16 protein-coding genes, 1 pseudogene and 1 riboswitch are annotated in these 16,942 nt (G+C 58.4%); of the genes and pseudogenes, 11 read left to right on the top strand and 6 right to left on the bottom strand.

The window, feature by feature from the left end:
* Positions 1–100 precede the first annotated feature (100 nt).
* A pseudogene (locus AD949_RS13660) lies at positions 101–376 on the bottom strand (IS5/IS1182 family transposase); the annotation flags it as partial.
* A gap of 354 nt (positions 377–730) precedes the next feature.
* Here AD949_RS13660 and AD949_RS02650 point away from each other — a divergent pair.
* Positions 731–2,044, top strand: a complete 1,314-nt coding sequence (locus AD949_RS02650; protein ID WP_280136430.1) for an ammonium transporter — start codon at positions 731–733, stop codon at positions 2,042–2,044.
* Positions 2,045–2,318: 274 nt separating this feature from the next.
* Positions 2,319–2,837: a hypothetical protein gene (locus tag AD949_RS02645; protein ID WP_048835123.1), complete on the top strand. Its 519-nt coding sequence runs from the start codon at positions 2,319–2,321 to the stop codon at positions 2,835–2,837.
* A 201-nt stretch (positions 2,838–3,038) separates the two neighbouring features.
* On the opposite strand, the gene AD949_RS02640 is transcribed toward AD949_RS02645, so the two are convergent.
* Genes AD949_RS02640 through AD949_RS02630 form a run of 3 tightly spaced genes read right to left on the bottom strand, consistent with a single transcriptional unit; the run spans position 3,039 to position 5,936 of the window.
* Positions 3,039–3,989, bottom strand: coding sequence for a retroviral-like aspartic protease family protein (locus tag AD949_RS02640; RefSeq protein WP_052944521.1), 951 nt, complete (start codon positions 3,987–3,989; stop codon positions 3,039–3,041).
* A gap of 4 nt (positions 3,990–3,993) precedes the next feature.
* The gene (gene pip / locus AD949_RS02635) at positions 3,994–4,956 is read right to left on the bottom strand and encodes a prolyl aminopeptidase (RefSeq protein WP_048835095.1); all 963 of its coding nucleotides are present in this window, start codon (positions 4,954–4,956) and stop codon (positions 3,994–3,996) included.
* The gene (locus AD949_RS02630; RefSeq protein WP_048835096.1) at positions 4,956–5,936 is read right to left on the bottom strand and encodes a tyrosine recombinase XerC; all 981 of its coding nucleotides are present in this window, start codon (positions 5,934–5,936) and stop codon (positions 4,956–4,958) included. Before AD949_RS02630 ends, pip begins: the two co-directional genes overlap by 1 nt.
* A gap of 122 nt (positions 5,937–6,058) precedes the next feature.
* Here AD949_RS02630 and AD949_RS02625 point away from each other — a divergent pair, with 122 nt between their 5' ends.
* Together AD949_RS02625 and AD949_RS02620 are read left to right on the top strand one after the other, a co-directional pair.
* Positions 6,059–8,320, top strand: coding sequence for a primosomal protein N' (locus tag AD949_RS02625; protein WP_048835097.1), 2,262 nt, complete (start codon positions 6,059–6,061; stop codon positions 8,318–8,320).
* A gap of 177 nt (positions 8,321–8,497) precedes the next feature.
* A complete protein-coding gene (locus AD949_RS02620; RefSeq protein WP_048835098.1) occupies positions 8,498–8,953 on the top strand; it encodes a hypothetical protein in 456 nt (151 codons plus the stop codon).
* Positions 8,954–9,036: 83 nt separating this feature from the next.
* Here AD949_RS02620 and yajC read toward each other — a convergent pair whose 3' ends face one another.
* Positions 9,037–9,402: a preprotein translocase subunit YajC gene (gene yajC, locus AD949_RS02615; protein WP_174766793.1), complete on the bottom strand. Its 366-nt coding sequence runs from the start codon at positions 9,400–9,402 to the stop codon at positions 9,037–9,039.
* 244 nt (positions 9,403–9,646) lie between these two features.
* Here yajC and AD949_RS02605 point away from each other — a divergent pair, with 244 nt between their 5' ends.
* The 7 genes from AD949_RS02605 to folE all read left to right on the top strand — a co-directional run bounded on the left by AD949_RS02605 (position 9,647) and on the right by folE (position 16,106).
* The gene (locus tag AD949_RS02605; protein ID WP_048835100.1) at positions 9,647–10,519 is read left to right on the top strand and encodes an ATP-binding protein; all 873 of its coding nucleotides are present in this window, start codon (positions 9,647–9,649) and stop codon (positions 10,517–10,519) included.
* A gap of 45 nt (positions 10,520–10,564) precedes the next feature.
* Positions 10,565–11,059, top strand: coding sequence for a DUF2721 domain-containing protein (locus tag AD949_RS02600; RefSeq protein ID WP_048835101.1), 495 nt, complete (start codon positions 10,565–10,567; stop codon positions 11,057–11,059).
* A 154-nt stretch (positions 11,060–11,213) separates the two neighbouring features.
* Positions 11,214–12,320, top strand: a complete 1,107-nt coding sequence (locus AD949_RS02595) for an aromatic ring-hydroxylating oxygenase subunit alpha (protein ID WP_048835102.1) — start codon at positions 11,214–11,216, stop codon at positions 12,318–12,320.
* Positions 12,313–13,302, top strand: a complete 990-nt coding sequence (locus AD949_RS02590) for a bifunctional GNAT family N-acetyltransferase/(deoxy)nucleoside triphosphate pyrophosphohydrolase (protein WP_048835103.1) — start codon at positions 12,313–12,315, stop codon at positions 13,300–13,302. The genes AD949_RS02595 and AD949_RS02590 overlap by 8 nt, the downstream gene beginning before the upstream one ends.
* 107 nt (positions 13,303–13,409) lie before the next feature.
* Positions 13,410–13,489, top strand: a riboswitch (SAM riboswitch).
* Between the two features lie 64 nt (positions 13,490–13,553).
* Positions 13,554–14,762, top strand: coding sequence for an O-succinylhomoserine sulfhydrylase (gene metZ / locus AD949_RS02585; RefSeq protein WP_048835104.1), 1,209 nt, complete (start codon positions 13,554–13,556; stop codon positions 14,760–14,762).
* A 180-nt stretch (positions 14,763–14,942) separates the two neighbouring features.
* Positions 14,943–15,416: a Co2+/Mg2+ efflux protein ApaG gene (apaG, locus tag AD949_RS02580; RefSeq protein WP_048835105.1), complete on the top strand. Its 474-nt coding sequence runs from the start codon at positions 14,943–14,945 to the stop codon at positions 15,414–15,416.
* Between the two features lie 81 nt (positions 15,417–15,497).
* Complete coding sequence (folE, locus tag AD949_RS02575; RefSeq protein ID WP_048835106.1) at positions 15,498–16,106, top strand: GTP cyclohydrolase I FolE; 609 nt, start codon at positions 15,498–15,500, stop codon at positions 16,104–16,106.
* Between the two features lie 123 nt (positions 16,107–16,229).
* On the opposite strand, the gene AD949_RS02570 is transcribed toward folE, so the two are convergent.
* Entirely contained in the window at positions 16,230–16,901 is a 672-nt protein-coding gene (locus tag AD949_RS02570) for a POTRA domain-containing protein (protein ID WP_048835107.1), read from the bottom strand.
* Positions 16,902–16,942: the final 41 nt, after the last annotated feature.

The raw sequence follows: 16,942 nt of genomic DNA, 5'->3' as shown, positions 1-16,942 counted from the left end.
CAAGCCGCTCTTCAAACCAGACTGCGTCATGAGCCATTCCTCCAGTCATCACACAAGAGAGGGAATGACAGAGAAAGACCCAAAACTAGAGGGTTGTTCGAACCCTCCATTTGTAGCCAAAGAACGGAATGGCGGGATCGTTGGCTGGCATGCTTCCATCATCCTGCCGCTTCGCTTTGGTAAACTTCAGTGTCCATCTCACATGACGATCTTTATGGGACAGCTTTGAGGGCTTCTCCTACCAATCTTGTAGGATCCGTCCTTCACGCAGGGCCGCCTTCTCCGCGTTAGTATTGCGTTGCTTGAGAGCTACCACCAGCGTGGTATCCATGATCTGGCCTGACATCGGCAGATAATCCGCATTCCGCAGACGTGCCATTTCGTACTCCATTGGAAAAGCCGTCTGGACCACGAACACAGTGCTATTCAACAGATAACTCATGGTCCAGAACTACATCATGACACGTCCTGCCAGACGACTTCACAATCCATTCTCTCCATCACCGCAAGATAGAATCACAGGGGAACACCTCAAAAACAAGAGGCTTTTTTGAACCACCTAAGTTGCATTCCTTCAGAATAATCATTCCACTCTGTCTACGATATCGATTATCAGTATTCTGATATCTCAATATTTTTTACAAAGAATCCAAATGCCTGACCTATCAAGGGACACCAAACTATGAGCTCACGGTCTTTTACAGCGTTACCTGTCTTAGCCGGTGGCATTATGCTTTTTTTGAACACTGGCACAGCACTCGCAGCTGATACCCTCCCAGCCATTAATACCGGTGACACCGCGTGGATGCTAGTCAGCACCGCTTTTGTGCTGATGATGACCATTCCGGGTCTGGCGCTGTTTTATGCGGGTATGGTGCGTAAGAAGAACGTTCTAGCAACGCTGATGCAGTCATTCGCACTGTGCTGCATTATGTCTATCGTCTGGATGGTCGCAGGGTATTCTCTGGCGTTTACCACTGGAACGCCGTGGATTGGCGGGCTTTCCCGTATGTTCCTGAATGGTCTAGGCGCTCATATTCATAATGGCTCGGACATTGCCTTCACGCTTGGGGCGGATTCTCCCAATGCCACGACAATGACGATTCCTGAGAGCCTCTTCATGATGTTCCAGATGACATTCGCCATCATCACCCCTGCCCTGATTTCCGGTGCTTACGCAGAGCGCATGAAATTTAGTGCCATGTGTGTCTTCTCCATCCTCTGGTCTCTGCTGGTCTATGCGCCTATCGCACACTGGGTCTGGAGCCCCGTGGGCTGGCTGGCCGGTCTGGGCACTGCGGATTTTGCGGGCGGCACTGTTGTGCATATCAATGCCGGTATTGCAGGCCTTGTCTGCGCTCTTGTACTGGGCAAGCGTAAAGGCTTCGGGCATGACGATCTCTCTCCCTTTAACCTGACCTACGCTATTATCGGGGCTTCTCTGCTTTGGGTGGGTTGGTTTGGCTTTAATGCAGGATCGGCTGTTGGGGCTAATGGTCGTGCCGCTATGGCGATGACAACCACACAGATTGCCGCCGCCGGAGCTGGCGTCGCATGGATGTTGGTTGAGTGGCTACGTAGCGGAAAGCCTACGGTTCTCGGGGTAATTTCTGGCGCGGTGGGTGGTCTCGTTGCCATTACACCAGCGGCAGGATTTGTGTTGCCGGGCAGCGCCTTGATTATCGGTCTGATTACCGGAGTGGTCTGCTACTGGAGTGCGACATCCCTCAAACACCTGATGGGCTATGATGACAGTCTGGATGCTTTTGGTGTGCATGGTGTGGGCGGTATTGTCGGAGCGCTGCTGACAGGTCTGTTCGCCTATGGCCCTCTTTCAGCCACGGATGCCAATCCTTCTGGCATTACCGGCTCTTTGCATCAGTTTATGGTTCAAGGAGAAGCCGTTCTGGTTACCATTCTCTGGTGTGGCGTAATCTCTTTCATTCTTCTGAAAGCTATTGATTTCACTCTCGGTCTACGTGTGACGCCGGATGAAGAGCTTGAAGGACTGGATATGTCCTTGCATGGAGAACGGATCAACTAACACGTTGGTCCGTCATTGCAATAAAGACAGAGTGCTCTTTTCACCCCTTTCCCTCTTCCTCTGGGAGAGGGGTTTTTCATGAGCCTCAGGTCGCATAACTCTTACAAAAGCCGGCAAGAGTCGCTCCTTATGGCAACAAACCATCGGCCATAAATCCGTGCCGGGATAACCCTTTTCCAAACACATTTATTCGGCATATGATGCTGAGATAATCAGGGCAGTGCGACATGGTGTTGTATCTTTCCGCCCTGATGTTGATATGAGGTTTTTCCTTATGACATCTTCCGCTCGCTTTGCGCTTGCCGCACTTGCCCTGAGCTGTGCCACTGCCCTTTCCGCTCCGGCTGCTCATGCCCTGAGCGCCAAGGAATGTCATGCAAACTTTGCTGCTGCCCGCAAGGCAGGCACGCTGAACGGCCAGAGCTACAAGCAGTTCAAATCCGCTCAGTGTGAAGCCGCTACGGCAGCTCCGGCAGCAACAACCGCACCGGCTCCCGCTGAAGCACCGAAAGAGGCCGCAGCGCCTGCCACTCCGGCAACGGCTCCGACCGCCGCTGCAACTCCGGCTCCGGCGGCACCCGCAGCTCCGGCTGCCGCCACCACTGCTGGCGTTGTCTTCCCGAGTGCTGTTGCGCCGCAATATGCCAAGCTGAGCGCTGGCAAGGCCCGCATGAAAACGTGTCTTGACCAGTACAACACCAATAAAAGCGGTACCGGCAACGGTAACCTGAAGTGGATTCAGAAAGGTGGCGGCTATTACAGCCAGTGCAACACCCACCTGAAAGCAGGCTGATCAGGAAGCTGGGGCTCTTTATTTAAAGGGTCCCGGCTTTTTTATAGGCAGCGACTTCCGAAGTTTTGAGTTACGGGCTGACCAAACCTTGTTGCTTATCGGACAACCCGCGTTGCTGCCGCGATACGGTGAGATCGGTGCAAAAAGACACGCAAGACTGAGTTTTGGGCGTTTTTTAAAGCTACATCTCTGTCAGCACCCTTATTTCTGCCGCTTAAGTGCGGGCATCACATAAAGCGTTCCCGTCTGGTATGAAATCCAGACACGATGGGCCGCAAACCAGTCTGACCCCAACAACATATCTACCGAGTCATGGATGGGTGCTACCGTCAGCACGGGAGCCTGTTCCTGCTCTTGCCCAATCTGGAACGTGTGAAAACGATGCCAGTGATAGACCTGCCGGTGGCCATCAACACCGCTCGTCAAGCCACCCGGATCAGCCGCCAACGTGCGGGCCGTTACACCCAGTTTTTCTGCTGCTTTGTCTGACAGGATGCGGGACCGTGCCCCGCTATCCACCAATGCACGCAAGGGCTGGCCGTCCAGAAGCACCTGAACGATCACGCGCCGTCCAGCAGACTGAAGAGGCACGGCACGGTAAATCACATGCCAGTCGACTGGCCCTGCACAGGCTGCGGAACCGCTTTTGACTGCCCAGAAGGTCAACCAGCCTTCCGCGACGTTGAATTCTACATCGTAATGCGAGAGCAGATCACCTCCGACCAGACCTTCAACCGGAGGTTGCGTAACGGGCTTTCCCGGCAGATCGTCTACGGGCATGGAAACCGGGCCAGTTTCCAATCCACCCAGCATGAGAGACCGCACAACGACATTTGGCACCGTGCGGCCTATTCCGCCAGTTCCCCTCATGACAGTATGAACAGACGGGTCCAGCAGGACGTTGAAACGCTCAGCCGCATCGGGGGAGAGCAGACTCCCCTCCGACCCGGTATCAACGATCATACTCACGGCATTCCGATTGATCTGGACCGGAATGTTTAGAAACCCTTGATCATCATGCAAAGGGATACGGGCCAGCCGTTCGTGATGGCACATGCTTTCCGCAGCCTGTGCTACCGGCACCCTCACAAGGGATGCGGCAACGGAACAGAGTGCGGCAAGAAGTGCTGTCTGGACTGCCCGTTTATGCATAGCGTCAGCCTAATTCCCGCGCAAAGCGGTCTGTGGCATCCAGCAGGGCACTGAGAATGCCGGGTTCAAACAGCGCGTGGCCCGCAGCATTAATCAGCTTGAAATCCGCTTCCGGCCATGCCCTGTGCAGGTCCCACGCGGTGCGCACCGGCGTTGCCATGTCGTAGCGCCCCTGCACGATAACGGTCGGGATATGCCGGATGCGGTCCACATCGCGGATCAACTGGCCTTCTTCCAGCCATCCCCCATGCACGAAATAATGGTTTTCAATGCGGGAGAACGCCAGCGCGTAATCGGCCTCTTCGTGCTGGGTTTCAATCTCCGGCGCGGGGAGGAGGGTAAGTGTACGCCCTTCCCACAGGCTCCATGCCAACGCCGCTTCCTGCCGGGCGGCAACATCGTCCGACACCAGACGCTTGCGGTACGCCGCCATCATGTCTCCACGTTCTGCCTGCGGGATGGGAGCCTGAAAATCCTCCCATTTATCGGGAAACAACCAAGAAGCACCTTCCTGATAGTACCAAAGCAACTCCGCCTTCCGCAGCGTGAAGATGCCCCGCAGCATCAGGGCTGTTACGCGCGTCGGGTGAGTCTGGGCATAGGCCAGCGCCAGTGTGGAGCCCCATGAGCCGCCGAAAACCGCCCATTTATCAATGCCGAAAAACACGCGCAGGCGCTCAATATCCGCCACCAGATGCCATGTGGTGTTGTTTTCAAGCGAGGCATGGGGTTTAGAACGGCCACAGCCGCGCTGGTCAAACAGCACAATCCGATAGCGGGACGGATCAAACAGACGGCGCTGCGCGGGGGAACACCCGCCGCCGGGGCCGCCATGCAGGAACACAACAGGGATACCGTGCGGATTGCCGCATTCTTCCCAATAAATCTCGTGCCCTTCTCCGGTATCCAGATAGCCGTGGGCGTAAGGGTCTATAGCGGGCCAAGGGGCGCGCAGGGCCTCGGTCATCAGTCTCGTGTTCCTTCTCTCGGCTGAGCAGTTTTTTGCGCACGCGGATGCGCACGGCTCCACACATCAAGCAGGCGCGCTTCATCTGCAAGAGTGTATCTTTGTGTGGTGGACAAGCTGGCATGCCCGAGCAACTCCTGAATGACGCGCAAGTCCGCGCCGCCTTCCATCAGGTGCGTTGCAAAAGAATGGCGTAGAGCATGCGGCGTTACATGGTCCGGCAGTCCAGCCAATGCACGCCATTCCCGCATGGCTTTTTGGGCCACACCGGCCTGTAACCGGCCGCCCCGCACGCCGGGAAACATCGGCTCTTCTGGCTGCGGCGACGGATGTTGCGTGCGCCAGACCTCCAACGCCTGCCGCACGGCAGGCAGCACAGGCACCAGCCGCTCCTTGTTGCCCTTCCCCCGGATACGCAGCACACCGCTGCTGGCGAGTGTGCCGAGATCCGCAATATTCAGATTGAGAGCCTCGGAAATACGTAATCCGCAGCCATAAAGAAGCAGGAACAAGGCCCCATCCCGCTGCTGCGCCATGGGAGTATGCGCAAGGGACGCAATATCTTCCGGCACGGCTTTGGCGTCCGTAACACTCAGAGGTCGAGGGAGCGGTTTTTTGCTGCGCGGCGTGGCCAGCAGGGCAACCGCCGGGTTTTCCACCCCCTGCCTACGCGCAAGATACCGGAAGAAGGACCGCACAGCGGAAACACGGCGGGCCCGTGTGCGGGCAGCCCGGTCCGGTGTGCTCTGCCGCTGGCGGGAGGCTGTGGCGCGCGCCTGCTCCTGCGCCAGCCATGCCCGGAAGTCTCTCAGGCTGATACGCGCCAGCCCGGCCATATCCGGCAAGCCATCCAGATGTTCCGCCATAAAGCTCAGAAAACGCGCGAGATCAGCCCGGTACGCCTCAATAGTCAGGGGAGAGGCGCGCTTTTCCGTTGCCATCCACTCCAGAAATTTCTGGACGGCGTCTTCTGCTGTCATCACGCTCCCTCATATAAACCAGCATCGCTCAGGATGCTCTAATGGCTGTGCTGACTTGTTCAGACTTTTTCTGGTTTCGCAAGCACTGTTCTTTAACCGGTCCTCCGCTTACATAGAACCTCATGGCGTCTGCATCCTCCCATCCCTCTCGGCCTGCCCGATCTCCGGCTTCTATTGCCGGAGCTGCACGCCAGAGAGTATCCGTGCTGCTGCCCATGCCTTTCCCCGGCCCATTTGATTATGCCGCCCCGACAGACATACCGCTCCAGCCCGGCGACATTGTCACGGTGCCTCTCGGCCACCGCAGGCAAACGGGTGTGGTATGGGATGCCGCCTCCTCCCTCCCCCCGGAATTTACGCCACCACCGACCCGCACGGTGGACGCCGCAAAACTCCGTCCTGTTGCGGAACGGCTGGACCTGCCACCGCTGACGGCGGAACTTAGGCGCTTTGTGGACTGGGTGGCGGCCTATACGCTTTCTGCCCCCGGCATGGTGCTGGCCATGACGTTGCGACTGCATATGCGCGGTGTGCCCACACCGTCCACCGGATGGTTGGCGACTTCTCCGCAACCGGACGGATTGCGGCTCACGCCTGCCCGCCAGAAAGTGCTGGCCTTGCTGGCCGATGGCACGGCCCGCACCACGACAGATCTTGCTACGGCCGCCGGTGTTGGGCCCGGTGTTGTCAAAGGGCTGGCCGATGCCGGGGCATTAACGGCTGTTGCCCTCGGGCCGGAGCGCGCCTTTGCCGCCCCGGACCCATTCCATAATCTGCCCGTGCTGGAAGGCGCGCAGGCCGAGGCGACAGACGCCTTGCGCCAGACTGTGGCGGAAGGACGCTTTTCCGTCACGCTGCTGGAAGGCGTCACCGGTTCCGGTAAAACCGAGATTTATCTGGAAGCCATTGCAGCCTGTCTGGAACAGGGCAAGCAGGCACTGGTTTTATTGCCGGAAATCGCGCTTTCCGCGCAGTGGATGGAGCGTTTCACCCGACGCTTTGGCACCCAGCCTGCCATCTGGCATTCGGAAGTTGGCCAGCGCGCCCGCCGTCTAACATGGCACGGAACGGCGGATGGCAGTGCGACGGTGGTTGTCGGGGCACGCTCTGCGCTATTTCTGCCGTTTAAAGACCTCGGCCTGATTATTGTGGATGAAGAGCACGAAGCCCTGTTTAAGCAGGAGGAAGGCGTAATCTACAGCGCGCGGGATATGGCAGTGGTGCGGGCACGGCTGGCGGGCTTCCCCATTGCGCTGGTTTCCGCCACACCCAGCTTGGAATCTCTGGCCAATGTGGAGGCCGGGCGATACCGCCATCTGGTCCTCCCCTCTCGCCATGGCGGAGCGGCGCTGCCGGAAACCCGGATTCTGGATATGCGGGACCACCCGCCGCCCCGTGGTCTGTTTCTCTCCGCCGCCCTCACGGAAGAGCTGACCGCGACCTTCGAGCGCAAGGAACAGGCCATGCTGTTCCTCAACCGGCGCGGCTATGCCCCGTTGACCCTGTGCCGCGCTTGTGGGCACCGGATGGAATGCCCGCACTGCACGGCATGGCTGGTCGAGCATCGTAATCGCAAAATCCTCTCCTGCCATTTTTGCGACCATACTGAACCCATGCCCGAAACCTGCCCCTCCTGCGGGGCAGAGCAAAGCCTGACCCCCATTGGGCCGGGCATTGAGCGCATTACGGAGGAAGCGCGCCACCTCTTCCCCGATGCGCGGATACTGGTCATGGCCAGTGACACGCTGGGCGGCCCAGCCGCTACGGCGGAGGCGGTGGGCAAGATTTCCCGCCGAGAGGTCGATCTGGTGATCGGCACGCAGATTGTCGCCAAAGGCTGGCATTTCCCTCATCTGACTCTGGTGGGGATTGTGGATGCGGACCTTGGCCTTGGCGGGGGCGACTTACGGGCTGGGGAACGCACCATCCAGCTCCTGCATCAGGTTGCTGGTCGTGCCGGGCGGGCCAGCACACCGGGGCGTGTCCTGCTGCAAAGCTATACGCCGGAACATCCGGTCATGCAGGCGCTGCTCTCGGGCGATTTTGATGCGTTCATGGTGCAAGAAGCCGAGCAGAGACGCCCCGGCTTCTGGCCCCCTTACGGGAGGCTGGCCGCCCTGATTGTTAGCGCGGACAGCGCCGTTGCTGCGGATGACGCAGCCGCAGCCCTTGGCCGCGTCGCACCGTATGGAGACGGCATTCAGGTGCTTGGCCCCGCCCCTGCCCCCATGGCCATTCTACGTGGGCGACACAGGCGGCGGCTGCTATTACGCACCCGCAAAACCATTGCTGTGCAGCCCATTCTCCGCCGCTGGTTGGGGTTGGTAAAGCTGGAACGTCAGGTGCGGGTGGATGTCGATATAGACCCGGTTTCTTTCCTGTAAGCCCCACCCTTACAGAGCGTTCTGCGGAAGCGGATTGTCATATTTTATTTATAACGGCTCAGTATCGTTTTAGCGTAAAATCATGCCGGAATGGGTCTGTGCCGTTGCTCTTTTGCGCACAAAGCACTCGACCAGCCCAGCACGAACGCAGAGACATGACCTGTGAGGACCCCGCCCGTGAAGCACTACTCACTGATTGGCCTAGCCATTTATTTCTCATCATGGGTCGGCGTGGCAGTGCTCGGCCTGATATATTGTAACTGGCACGAGGTCGCGTCCACCGTGGTTCTTATGCCGCTCATCTCGCTGGTTATTGGAACAGCCATCGTTCTGTTCATGAAATTTGTGCTAAAAAAGGAGCGGAGATTATCCACGTTCTACCGCTCCCGTATTCAAAAACCGATCTGGCGCGCGGTGTTCTGGCTGCTGCCGTTCCCTGCCCTCACACCCCTTATCGTGGATATTCTGCACGGACACCCGCAAACCAACGATACGTTGGGCCTGAAGATTCTGGCTCTCCTCGGCATTATCATGATGGGCGAAGTTCTGGCGCTGGATGTCACTGAAGAGATTGCGGAGGGCAAAAGCGGCGAACCTTGTCCGGTGAAACCGGGTGATTTCTCCTCACCCTGAGTCCTCTTCGCATAAAAAAAGCGGGCCGAAGCCCGCTTCTCTCCCGTGGCGTAAATTCTTACGCCGCCTGAAGGCACAGCCTCTTATTTTTTGGCTTCCACCGCATCATTGGCCGGTTTGGCCGTGCTGGTCAGCACTGTGGTTACCGTGCTGCGCAGCACCATGACGCGAACGTTGGGGGCGATTTCCACTTCAATTTCCTGACTGTCATCACGCGATTTCTGCACAATGCCAATTACGCCGCCAGCGGTAACAATGCGGTCACCACGACGCAGGGCCTTCAGCTCAGTCTGCAACTTTTTCTGCTTTTGCTGCTGCGGGCGAATCATCAGGAAATACATGATGACGAACACGCCGATAAACGGCAGGAACGACATCAGACTCGAACCAGCCCCCCCGCCACCGGCGGACTGGGCGTAGGCTGCGGGAATAAGGAAATTGGACATGATGACAGGACTTCCTGAAAGGCTGGTTGCGCTATTGGGATGCGTGACCATAATTTTAAAGGCTCACACGTCAAGCATCCCTTGAAGATAAGCCTGCATACTACGCTGTTTTCCTCCTCCCTTTTCCTGCGCTGCCTTATCGACCCCGCCTTTCTGCTCAGTCTTTCTACCCTGTCTTTCCACCCAGTCTTTCAACCCTGCCTTTCTGCCGGAGTTGACCGGCAGCACAACCAAGGACCCTGCCCCTATGGTCACAGCTTCTCTTTCTGTCCTTGAGCGTATTGCCTCAGCACTGGAACGCCTCTCCCCCCCGCCGCCAAGTCTGGAGGGGGTCGATCTGGCTGATGCATTTGTCTGGCTCCCCGAACGCGGGCGGCTGCTGCCAGTGGCGCATGTGGCGCATGTGCCTGCCACGCTGTTGCAGGGCGTGGACTCGCAGCGCCAGACGTTGATGGACAACACCGAGCATTTTGCCCGTGGCCTGCCGGCCAACAACGCCATGCTGTGGGGCTCTCGCGGGATGGGCAAATCCTCGCTGGTGAAGGGTGCCCACGCGCTGGTCAATCAGGTGGACGGCAAACCCTGCGCGCCCGGTAAGGGACGGGTCGCGCTGGTGGAAATCCAGCGGGAAGACCTTGCCACCCTGCCCGACCTGCTGGCCATGCTGCGCCAAAGCCCGCGCCGCTTTATTCTGTTCTGTGATGATTTATCCTTTGAAAAGGAAGACCGGGATTACAAAGCCTTGAAATCCGTGCTGGATGGCGGCATTGCCGGGCGGCCTGAGAATGTCCTGTTCTACGCCACCTCCAACCGCAGGCACCTCATGCCGCGTGAGATGATTGAGAACGAACGCGCCACCGCCATAAACCCCTCCGAGGCGACGGAAGAAAAGGTCTCCCTCTCCGACCGCTTCGGCCTGTGGCTGGGGTTTCACGCCTGCCCGCAGGATGTGTTTCTTGACATGGTGCGGACCTATGCGAGAGAACGCGCCCTTCCCCTCAGCGATGAGGATCTGGCAGCCCGCGCCAATGCATGGGCCATCACACGCGGTGGCCGCTCCGGCCGGGTGGCGTTCCAGTTCATTGAAGATCTGACGGCAGAACTGGCGTCCAGCCGCTAGATCCTCCGCTCGCTCCCCTTTACGGCAGCAAGGACATTCCGCTTTATGACTCTTCCCGTTTTTGCAGGCATTTCGGCTGAACCGGTGGATAGTGTTGCGCATATTATTCAAGTCGCACTCACTCCGGTTTTCATGCTCTCGGGCATCGGCACACTGCTGAACCTGTTCAATACCCGTCTGGCCCGCGTGTCTGACCATATTGAACAGGCCAGCGCCCTGCTGACGGATGACAATGATGACGCGGAGCGCAACCGCACACTGGAAAAACATCTGGTGCGCCTGCACCGCCGCACCCTGATGCTGGACACAGCCATTCTGGCAGGAGGCCTTGGTGGGGCGGCCTCCTGCGGGGCGGCATTTGTGCTGTTTCTAGGCGGCGTGCGGGATTCCTCCGTCGCGACATGGCTGGTGATCATGTTCGGGCTGGCGCTGTGCTGCACGGTCGGGGCGCTGGCGCTGTTTCTGGGTGACAGCTTGATCGCGTGGCATGGCCTGAAGCGTGAGGGACCTATGCCCAGACCGACACCCAAGACGGCCTGATTTTCAATTTGCAAATAAGTTGCAAATAAAAAGAGGCTAACCCGGCCCTCCATGCGCTCTGCGTCTTGCCTCTTTATGTGATATACGGTTGCATGCATTCACTAACAGGCGGTGTCAGGGTGACGCGGCCCCGAACGTCATGACATGAGGCAAGATGGACCAGACCGTTCAGACTGACACACCAGACGACACACCCTCTTTTGGCGCGGGGCACACTAACTCTACCGATCTGCGACGCATCCGCTCCAATCCAGACTTCTGGTACCCTGTTGCATGGTCAAAGGAACTCAAGGCCGGCAAGACCATTGGCACACGCTATGCGGGCACACCCATTGCGCTGGTGCGCCCCACAGAAGGCACCGTGTTTGCGCTGGAAGACCGCTGCGCCCACCGGCAGGTGCCTCTCAGCAAAGGCAAGGTGTGCGGTCAGTCCGTGCAGTGCTGTTACCATGGCTGGGCCTATGGTCGCTCTGGCCGCTGCATTGACGTACCGTATCTGGGCAAGGGCAAACTGCCCAACGGGGTGCGCACCTTCCCCTGCCGTGAGCAGGACGGCCTGATCTTCATCTTCCCCGGAGACCCGGATAAAGCGGATACCGTGCCGCTACCCCCGCGTCTGGCCCGTGTGGGAGACCCGGCCTACAAGACCCGCTTCTTTGGGCAGGAAGTCAAATGCCATTACAGCTTCATGCATGAGAACCTGATGGATATGAACCATCAGTTCATGCACATGAAGCAGATGGGCCAGATGCGCCCGCGCTTTCTGGGCCAGAAACGTGAGCCCGGTCTGGTAGAGGCTCAGTATTCCTTCGCCCGCACAAGCGGCAAGCAGCCGCTGGGTGAAGCCCTGATTTTTGGTGAACGCCGCGATTCCTCGGAAAAATTCCAGCATCGTGACGTCATGACCATCCGCACGGAATATCCGTATCAGACACTACGTATCCAGACAGGGGATGAAGACCCGGTGATGGATTTGTGGATTGTCTATGTGCCGCAGGATGCGGAAGAACTGACCAATCGGACTTTTGGCCTGCTCTCCGTCAAACGCCCCAAGGTGCCGGGTGTGCTGGAGTTGGCGTGGCCGTTCCTTGTCGCCTTCACCGAGCGGATTTTTGCCGAAGATCGGGAAATTGTGGAACTGGAGCAGAATGCTTGGCGTGAACTGGGCGGCGACCATAATGTGGAAGTCTTCCCCGTTATCAACGCCCTGCGCGCTCTTCTGGCAGAATGCGGCGTGTCCGAACCGGCTGTGAATGCCTGACATCACCTCTCTGGTTCTGGAAGCTCCGCCCTACCGGCTGCGCCCCCTCCTGCCCGATGATGCGCCAGCCCTGCACAATCTGGTTAATGACTGGGAAGTAGTGCGGATGCTCAGCCGCCTGCCTTTCCCTTACCCGCGGGAACTGGCCGATGACTGGATTGCCGCAACGCTGTCCATGCATCGGGCCAAAGAAGGCTGTCATTTCGCTATCTTGGATGAAAATGACACTTTTCTCGGCTGCGTCGGGCTGCGCGTGCAAACAGTACCGCAGGTCGGGCGCGTTGGCATGTTGGGGTACTGGGTAGGCCGCACCTATTGGGGGCGCGGGATTGCAACACGTGCGGCAGGACGGCTGGCCCGCTGGGCACTCGCCAATCTGGATATTGCCTGCCTGCGCGCCACGGTTGCGGATGATAACGCCGCCTCGGCCCGAGTGCTTGAGCAGATTGGCTTCCGGGCCATCGGGGTGGACAAGCAGATGTTTGTGGCCCGTGGCAAAGAGCACCCCGTAAGGGTGTATGAAGCCACGCGGGATGATCTGGATACGCCGCCTCTTGTTGAAGCAGAAGGAAGGATGCCCCCCCGCAAACTCGTGCTCGTTTCCGCCGCAGCGCTGATTGATGCGCAGGGGCGTCTTCTGCTGGCCAGACGCCCGGAGGGGAAAAGCCTTGCGGGCCTGTGGGAGTTTCCCGGCGGCAAAGTGGAACCCGGAGAAACACCGGAAGCCGCCCTGATGCGGGAACTGGAAGAGGAACTTGGGCTGGATGTCTCGCGCGCCTGCCTCGCCCCGTTTACTTTTGCCTCCCATGCCTACAAGGCCTTTGATCTTCTGATGCCGCTTTACCTCTGCCGCCGCTGGGCCGGAACCCCAACGCCAAAAGAAGGGCAGACACTGGCATGGGTCGCACCGCAAGACCTACAGAATTACCCCATGCCAGACGCGGATATTCCTTTTATCCCGCTGCTACAGGAGTTGCTGTAACAGTCCCTCCCGGCTGACAGAACTGGAAACCGCGACGGCAAAACGGATCGGCGCTTGACGAACAATACGCGCCTCCGCATAACAAAAGCCTTCCAGTGTGCCAAAGCACGCTGAAACCTCGTGATTTGTACGGCCGGCTTGCGACGAGGTAAAATAAACGCGCTAAAGAGGCCATGGCGACGTTCTGCCGTCGCCACGGTTTCCACGGTCACACTGCGCTGCACAGCGGCAAAAGAACCGGATACCTCGTGATGAGTGACAGCAAAATCTCTTCCTCTCCCCACTGGCGCCCCGCCACCCGCCTGCTGCACGCCGGGCTGGAGCGCACCGAATATGGTGAAACCAGTGAGGCGCTTTTTCTGACCTCCGGCTTTGTGTACGACAATGCCGAGCAAGCGGCCAAAACCTTTACGGGCGAGGTCTCACACTACCAGTATAGCCGCTTTGCCAACCCCACCGTGGCTGCGCTTGAGCGCCGGCTGGCGGATCTGGAAGGTGCGGAAGCCTGCGTGGCGACCTCCACCGGCATGGGCGCTGTCTCTGCCGCGCTACTCTCCCACGTCAAGGCCGGGGACCGCGTTGTGGCCTCCCGCGCGCTGTTTGGCTCCTGCCACTGGATTGTCGCCAATCTGCTGCCGCAATATGGCGTGGAGACTGTTTTTGTCGATGGCGGAGACCTTGCCGCGTGGGATGACGCCTTTAGCAAACCCACCGCCGCGGTGCTGCTGGAAAGCCCCTCCAACCCGATGCTGGACGTGCTGGACCTCGCCGCCATTGCGGAACGCGCCCACAAAGCCGGGGCACTGGTGATTGTCGATAACGTCTTTGCCTCCCCGCTTTACCAGAAGCCGCTGGAACTGGGCGCGGATGTCGTCGTCTATTCCTGCACCAAGCATATTGATGGACAGGGCCGCGTGCTGGGTGGCGCCGTGCTGGGCAAGGAAGACTGGATTAAGGACACGCTCCAGCCCTTCGTCCGCAATACCGGCAATGCGCTCTCCCCCTTCAACGCATGGGTCATGCTCAAGGGCATGGAAACACTAGCCCTGCGTGTGGACGCCATGACGCGGAATGCCGCAGCTGTTGCGGATTATCTTGCCTCCGCCCCCTGCATTGTCAGCGTGCGGTATCCGGACCGTAAGGACCACCCGCAGTATGACCTCGCGCAACGCCAGATGAGCGCTGGCGGGACAATGGTGGCGTTTGAAGTGGCTGGCGGGCAGGCAGGCGCGTTTGCGTTCATGAACGCTCTGCGTCTCATTGCCATTTCCAACAATCTGGGCGATGCGCGCTCCCTCGTCACGCACCCGGCCACCACAACGCACATGAAAATTGGTGCGGAAGAACGCGCCAAGTTGGGCATTTCCGATGGGGCTATCCGCTTCTCCGTCGGGCTGGAAGACAGTGCTGATCTGATTGATGATCTTGCTCGTGGAGTTGCAGCCCTCGCCAAAGGCTAAAGCCGGACCACCGCCTGTCTGTTTTGTCTCACAAGAGAAACAGATCAGACAGGCGGCTTCCCTTACCCGATGGCTTCGTGATAGTGCCTGCGGACTGTTGCTCTGTGACCTTCCCCCTCACCCGACCTGCATGGGGCATGGAGCAGGCCTTGTTATTTTTACGCAGGAGCAGAACATCCCATGCCTGACTGGCCGGATACACCGCCCATGTCCCCCGACCATGATGACGCGCTGAGCGAACTCTTCGCTTCCGCGCCAATGTATGAAGCCGTGACGGGAGATATGCGCGTCTGCGTTCAGGTGTTCTGGCTACCAGAACAGTCTGAGCCTGATGAGGACATGTATTGCTGGGTTTACCGCATCCGCATTGAAAATGGCGGCACGGCCCCCATCCAGCTTAAAGAACGCACATGGCAGATTACCGATGGCGCTGGCCGTACGGAATATGTGCATGGGGAAGGCGTTGTGGGTGAACAGCCTGTTATCCGGCCGCAGAACGGGTTTGATTACACATCCGGCGTTTCCCTCACCACTGCGGGTGGTTTCATGCGTGGGTCTTACCAGATGTGGAATGTCAATTCCGGCAAGCGGTTTGATATCGCTATCCCGGCTTTCAGTCTTGATAGCCCGTTCCAGTTCCGCCAGATCCACTAACGCCAAATCCATTAACGCCAGCCCCACTAACCCGAGGCGGCGTCAGCCGCTTTACTATCATGCAGATCGCAGGAGAATGGCATGAGTGACCCTCTGCCCAAAACTGACCGCCCGACACGTGAGGAGGCGGAAGCCGCCGTCCGCACCATGCTGCGCTGGGCCGGGGAAGATCCGGACCGTGAAGGCCTGCATGATACACCTGCCCGCGTGACGCGTGCGTATGAAGAGTTTTTTCAGGGGTATGAAATTGATCCCAAAACCCTTCTGGAGCGCACGTTTTCGGAAGTGGAAGGGTATGATGAAATCGTGCTGCTGCGCGATATTCGTTTTGAAAGCCACTGTGAGCATCATCTGGCCCCCATTATTGGCCGCGCGCATGTGGCCTACCTGCCGCGCCAGCGCGTTGTCGGCATTTCCAAGCTGGCGCGTGTGGTGGATGCCTATGCCCGCCGTATGCAAATTCAGGAACGGCTGACAGCCCAGATTGCCAACACCATTAATGATGTTCTGCAACCTCATGGCACAGCGGTCATTATTGAATCTAGCCACGAATGCATGACAACGCGTGGCGTGCATCGCCCCGGCGTGTCCATGGTGACGAGCCAGATGCTGGGGACCTTCCGCACCAACTCTGACACACGGCGGGAACTGATGGCCATGCTGAACCGCCCGGCGGCCAGCGAATACTAAAAACGCCAGCCCGCCTCCGGATACTCGGAGAGCTTTAAATGGCAGTTTTCCGGCGCAGATAGCCCTGAAACAGACAGTCAGGATTTTCTGCGCCGGAAAAATATCCGTTAGTCGGTCGCTTTTTTAGTCAGTCGCTTTTTCCGTTAGGTGATATGTGAGTGCCACGTGCCCATCTTTATGGAGGTCGCGGCTTTCCGGCACGATGGTCACACCGATATTTTTCTTCACATACAGAGCCTGAATGGCTTTTTCATCTTGCAGCACGGCTGCGGGGGTAACCTCATCACCCGGATGAAGACGTACGGCCTCTTTCAGGGCAGAGGTTGCGATGTGCAGATTGCCGTCAAACGCAACGCTTTCCAGAACAAGTGGCGTGTTTAAATGGGCCGGGCCGCCTGTTTCCTCAATCGTCCACGCTATCTGAACTCTTTTGCCGTCCAGCTTGAGGGTCTGATGAAATTTTCCACCAATATTCTGCCGCTGGTACAGCGTCATGATGTCTTGTAGGCCCTGCGTTATCTGCGCCTGTGTCACCATGCTACCAACGCTGAACGGCACCACCGCCATGATGGCACCTGTGCCGATCTGCTTGTTGCCGTAAACCTTGATGTCCTCAACTTTTACGGGCGTGTTCAGCGCAGGGAGCTTCTGGTCCGGATGCGCCCCTGCGGGTGCCGGGCTTGGCGCATCGTTCGGCGGCAAGGATGTGGCCTGCTGTGCCCATGCTGCGGCTGGCGGCATGGCGCAGGCCAGACTGAGCACCGCAGGAATAAAATGGACAGTAAGACGTCTCATAAAAGGCTCCATCCTGTTGAACATCGTTCCATATGATGCAC

The organism is Acetobacter orleanensis, from assembly GCF_001581005.1.
Taxonomy (GTDB): domain Bacteria; phylum Pseudomonadota; class Alphaproteobacteria; order Acetobacterales; family Acetobacteraceae; genus Acetobacter; species Acetobacter orleanensis.
The sequence above is the reverse complement of the archived record's forward strand: the minus strand, read 5'-3'. Positions and strand labels throughout refer to the sequence as shown.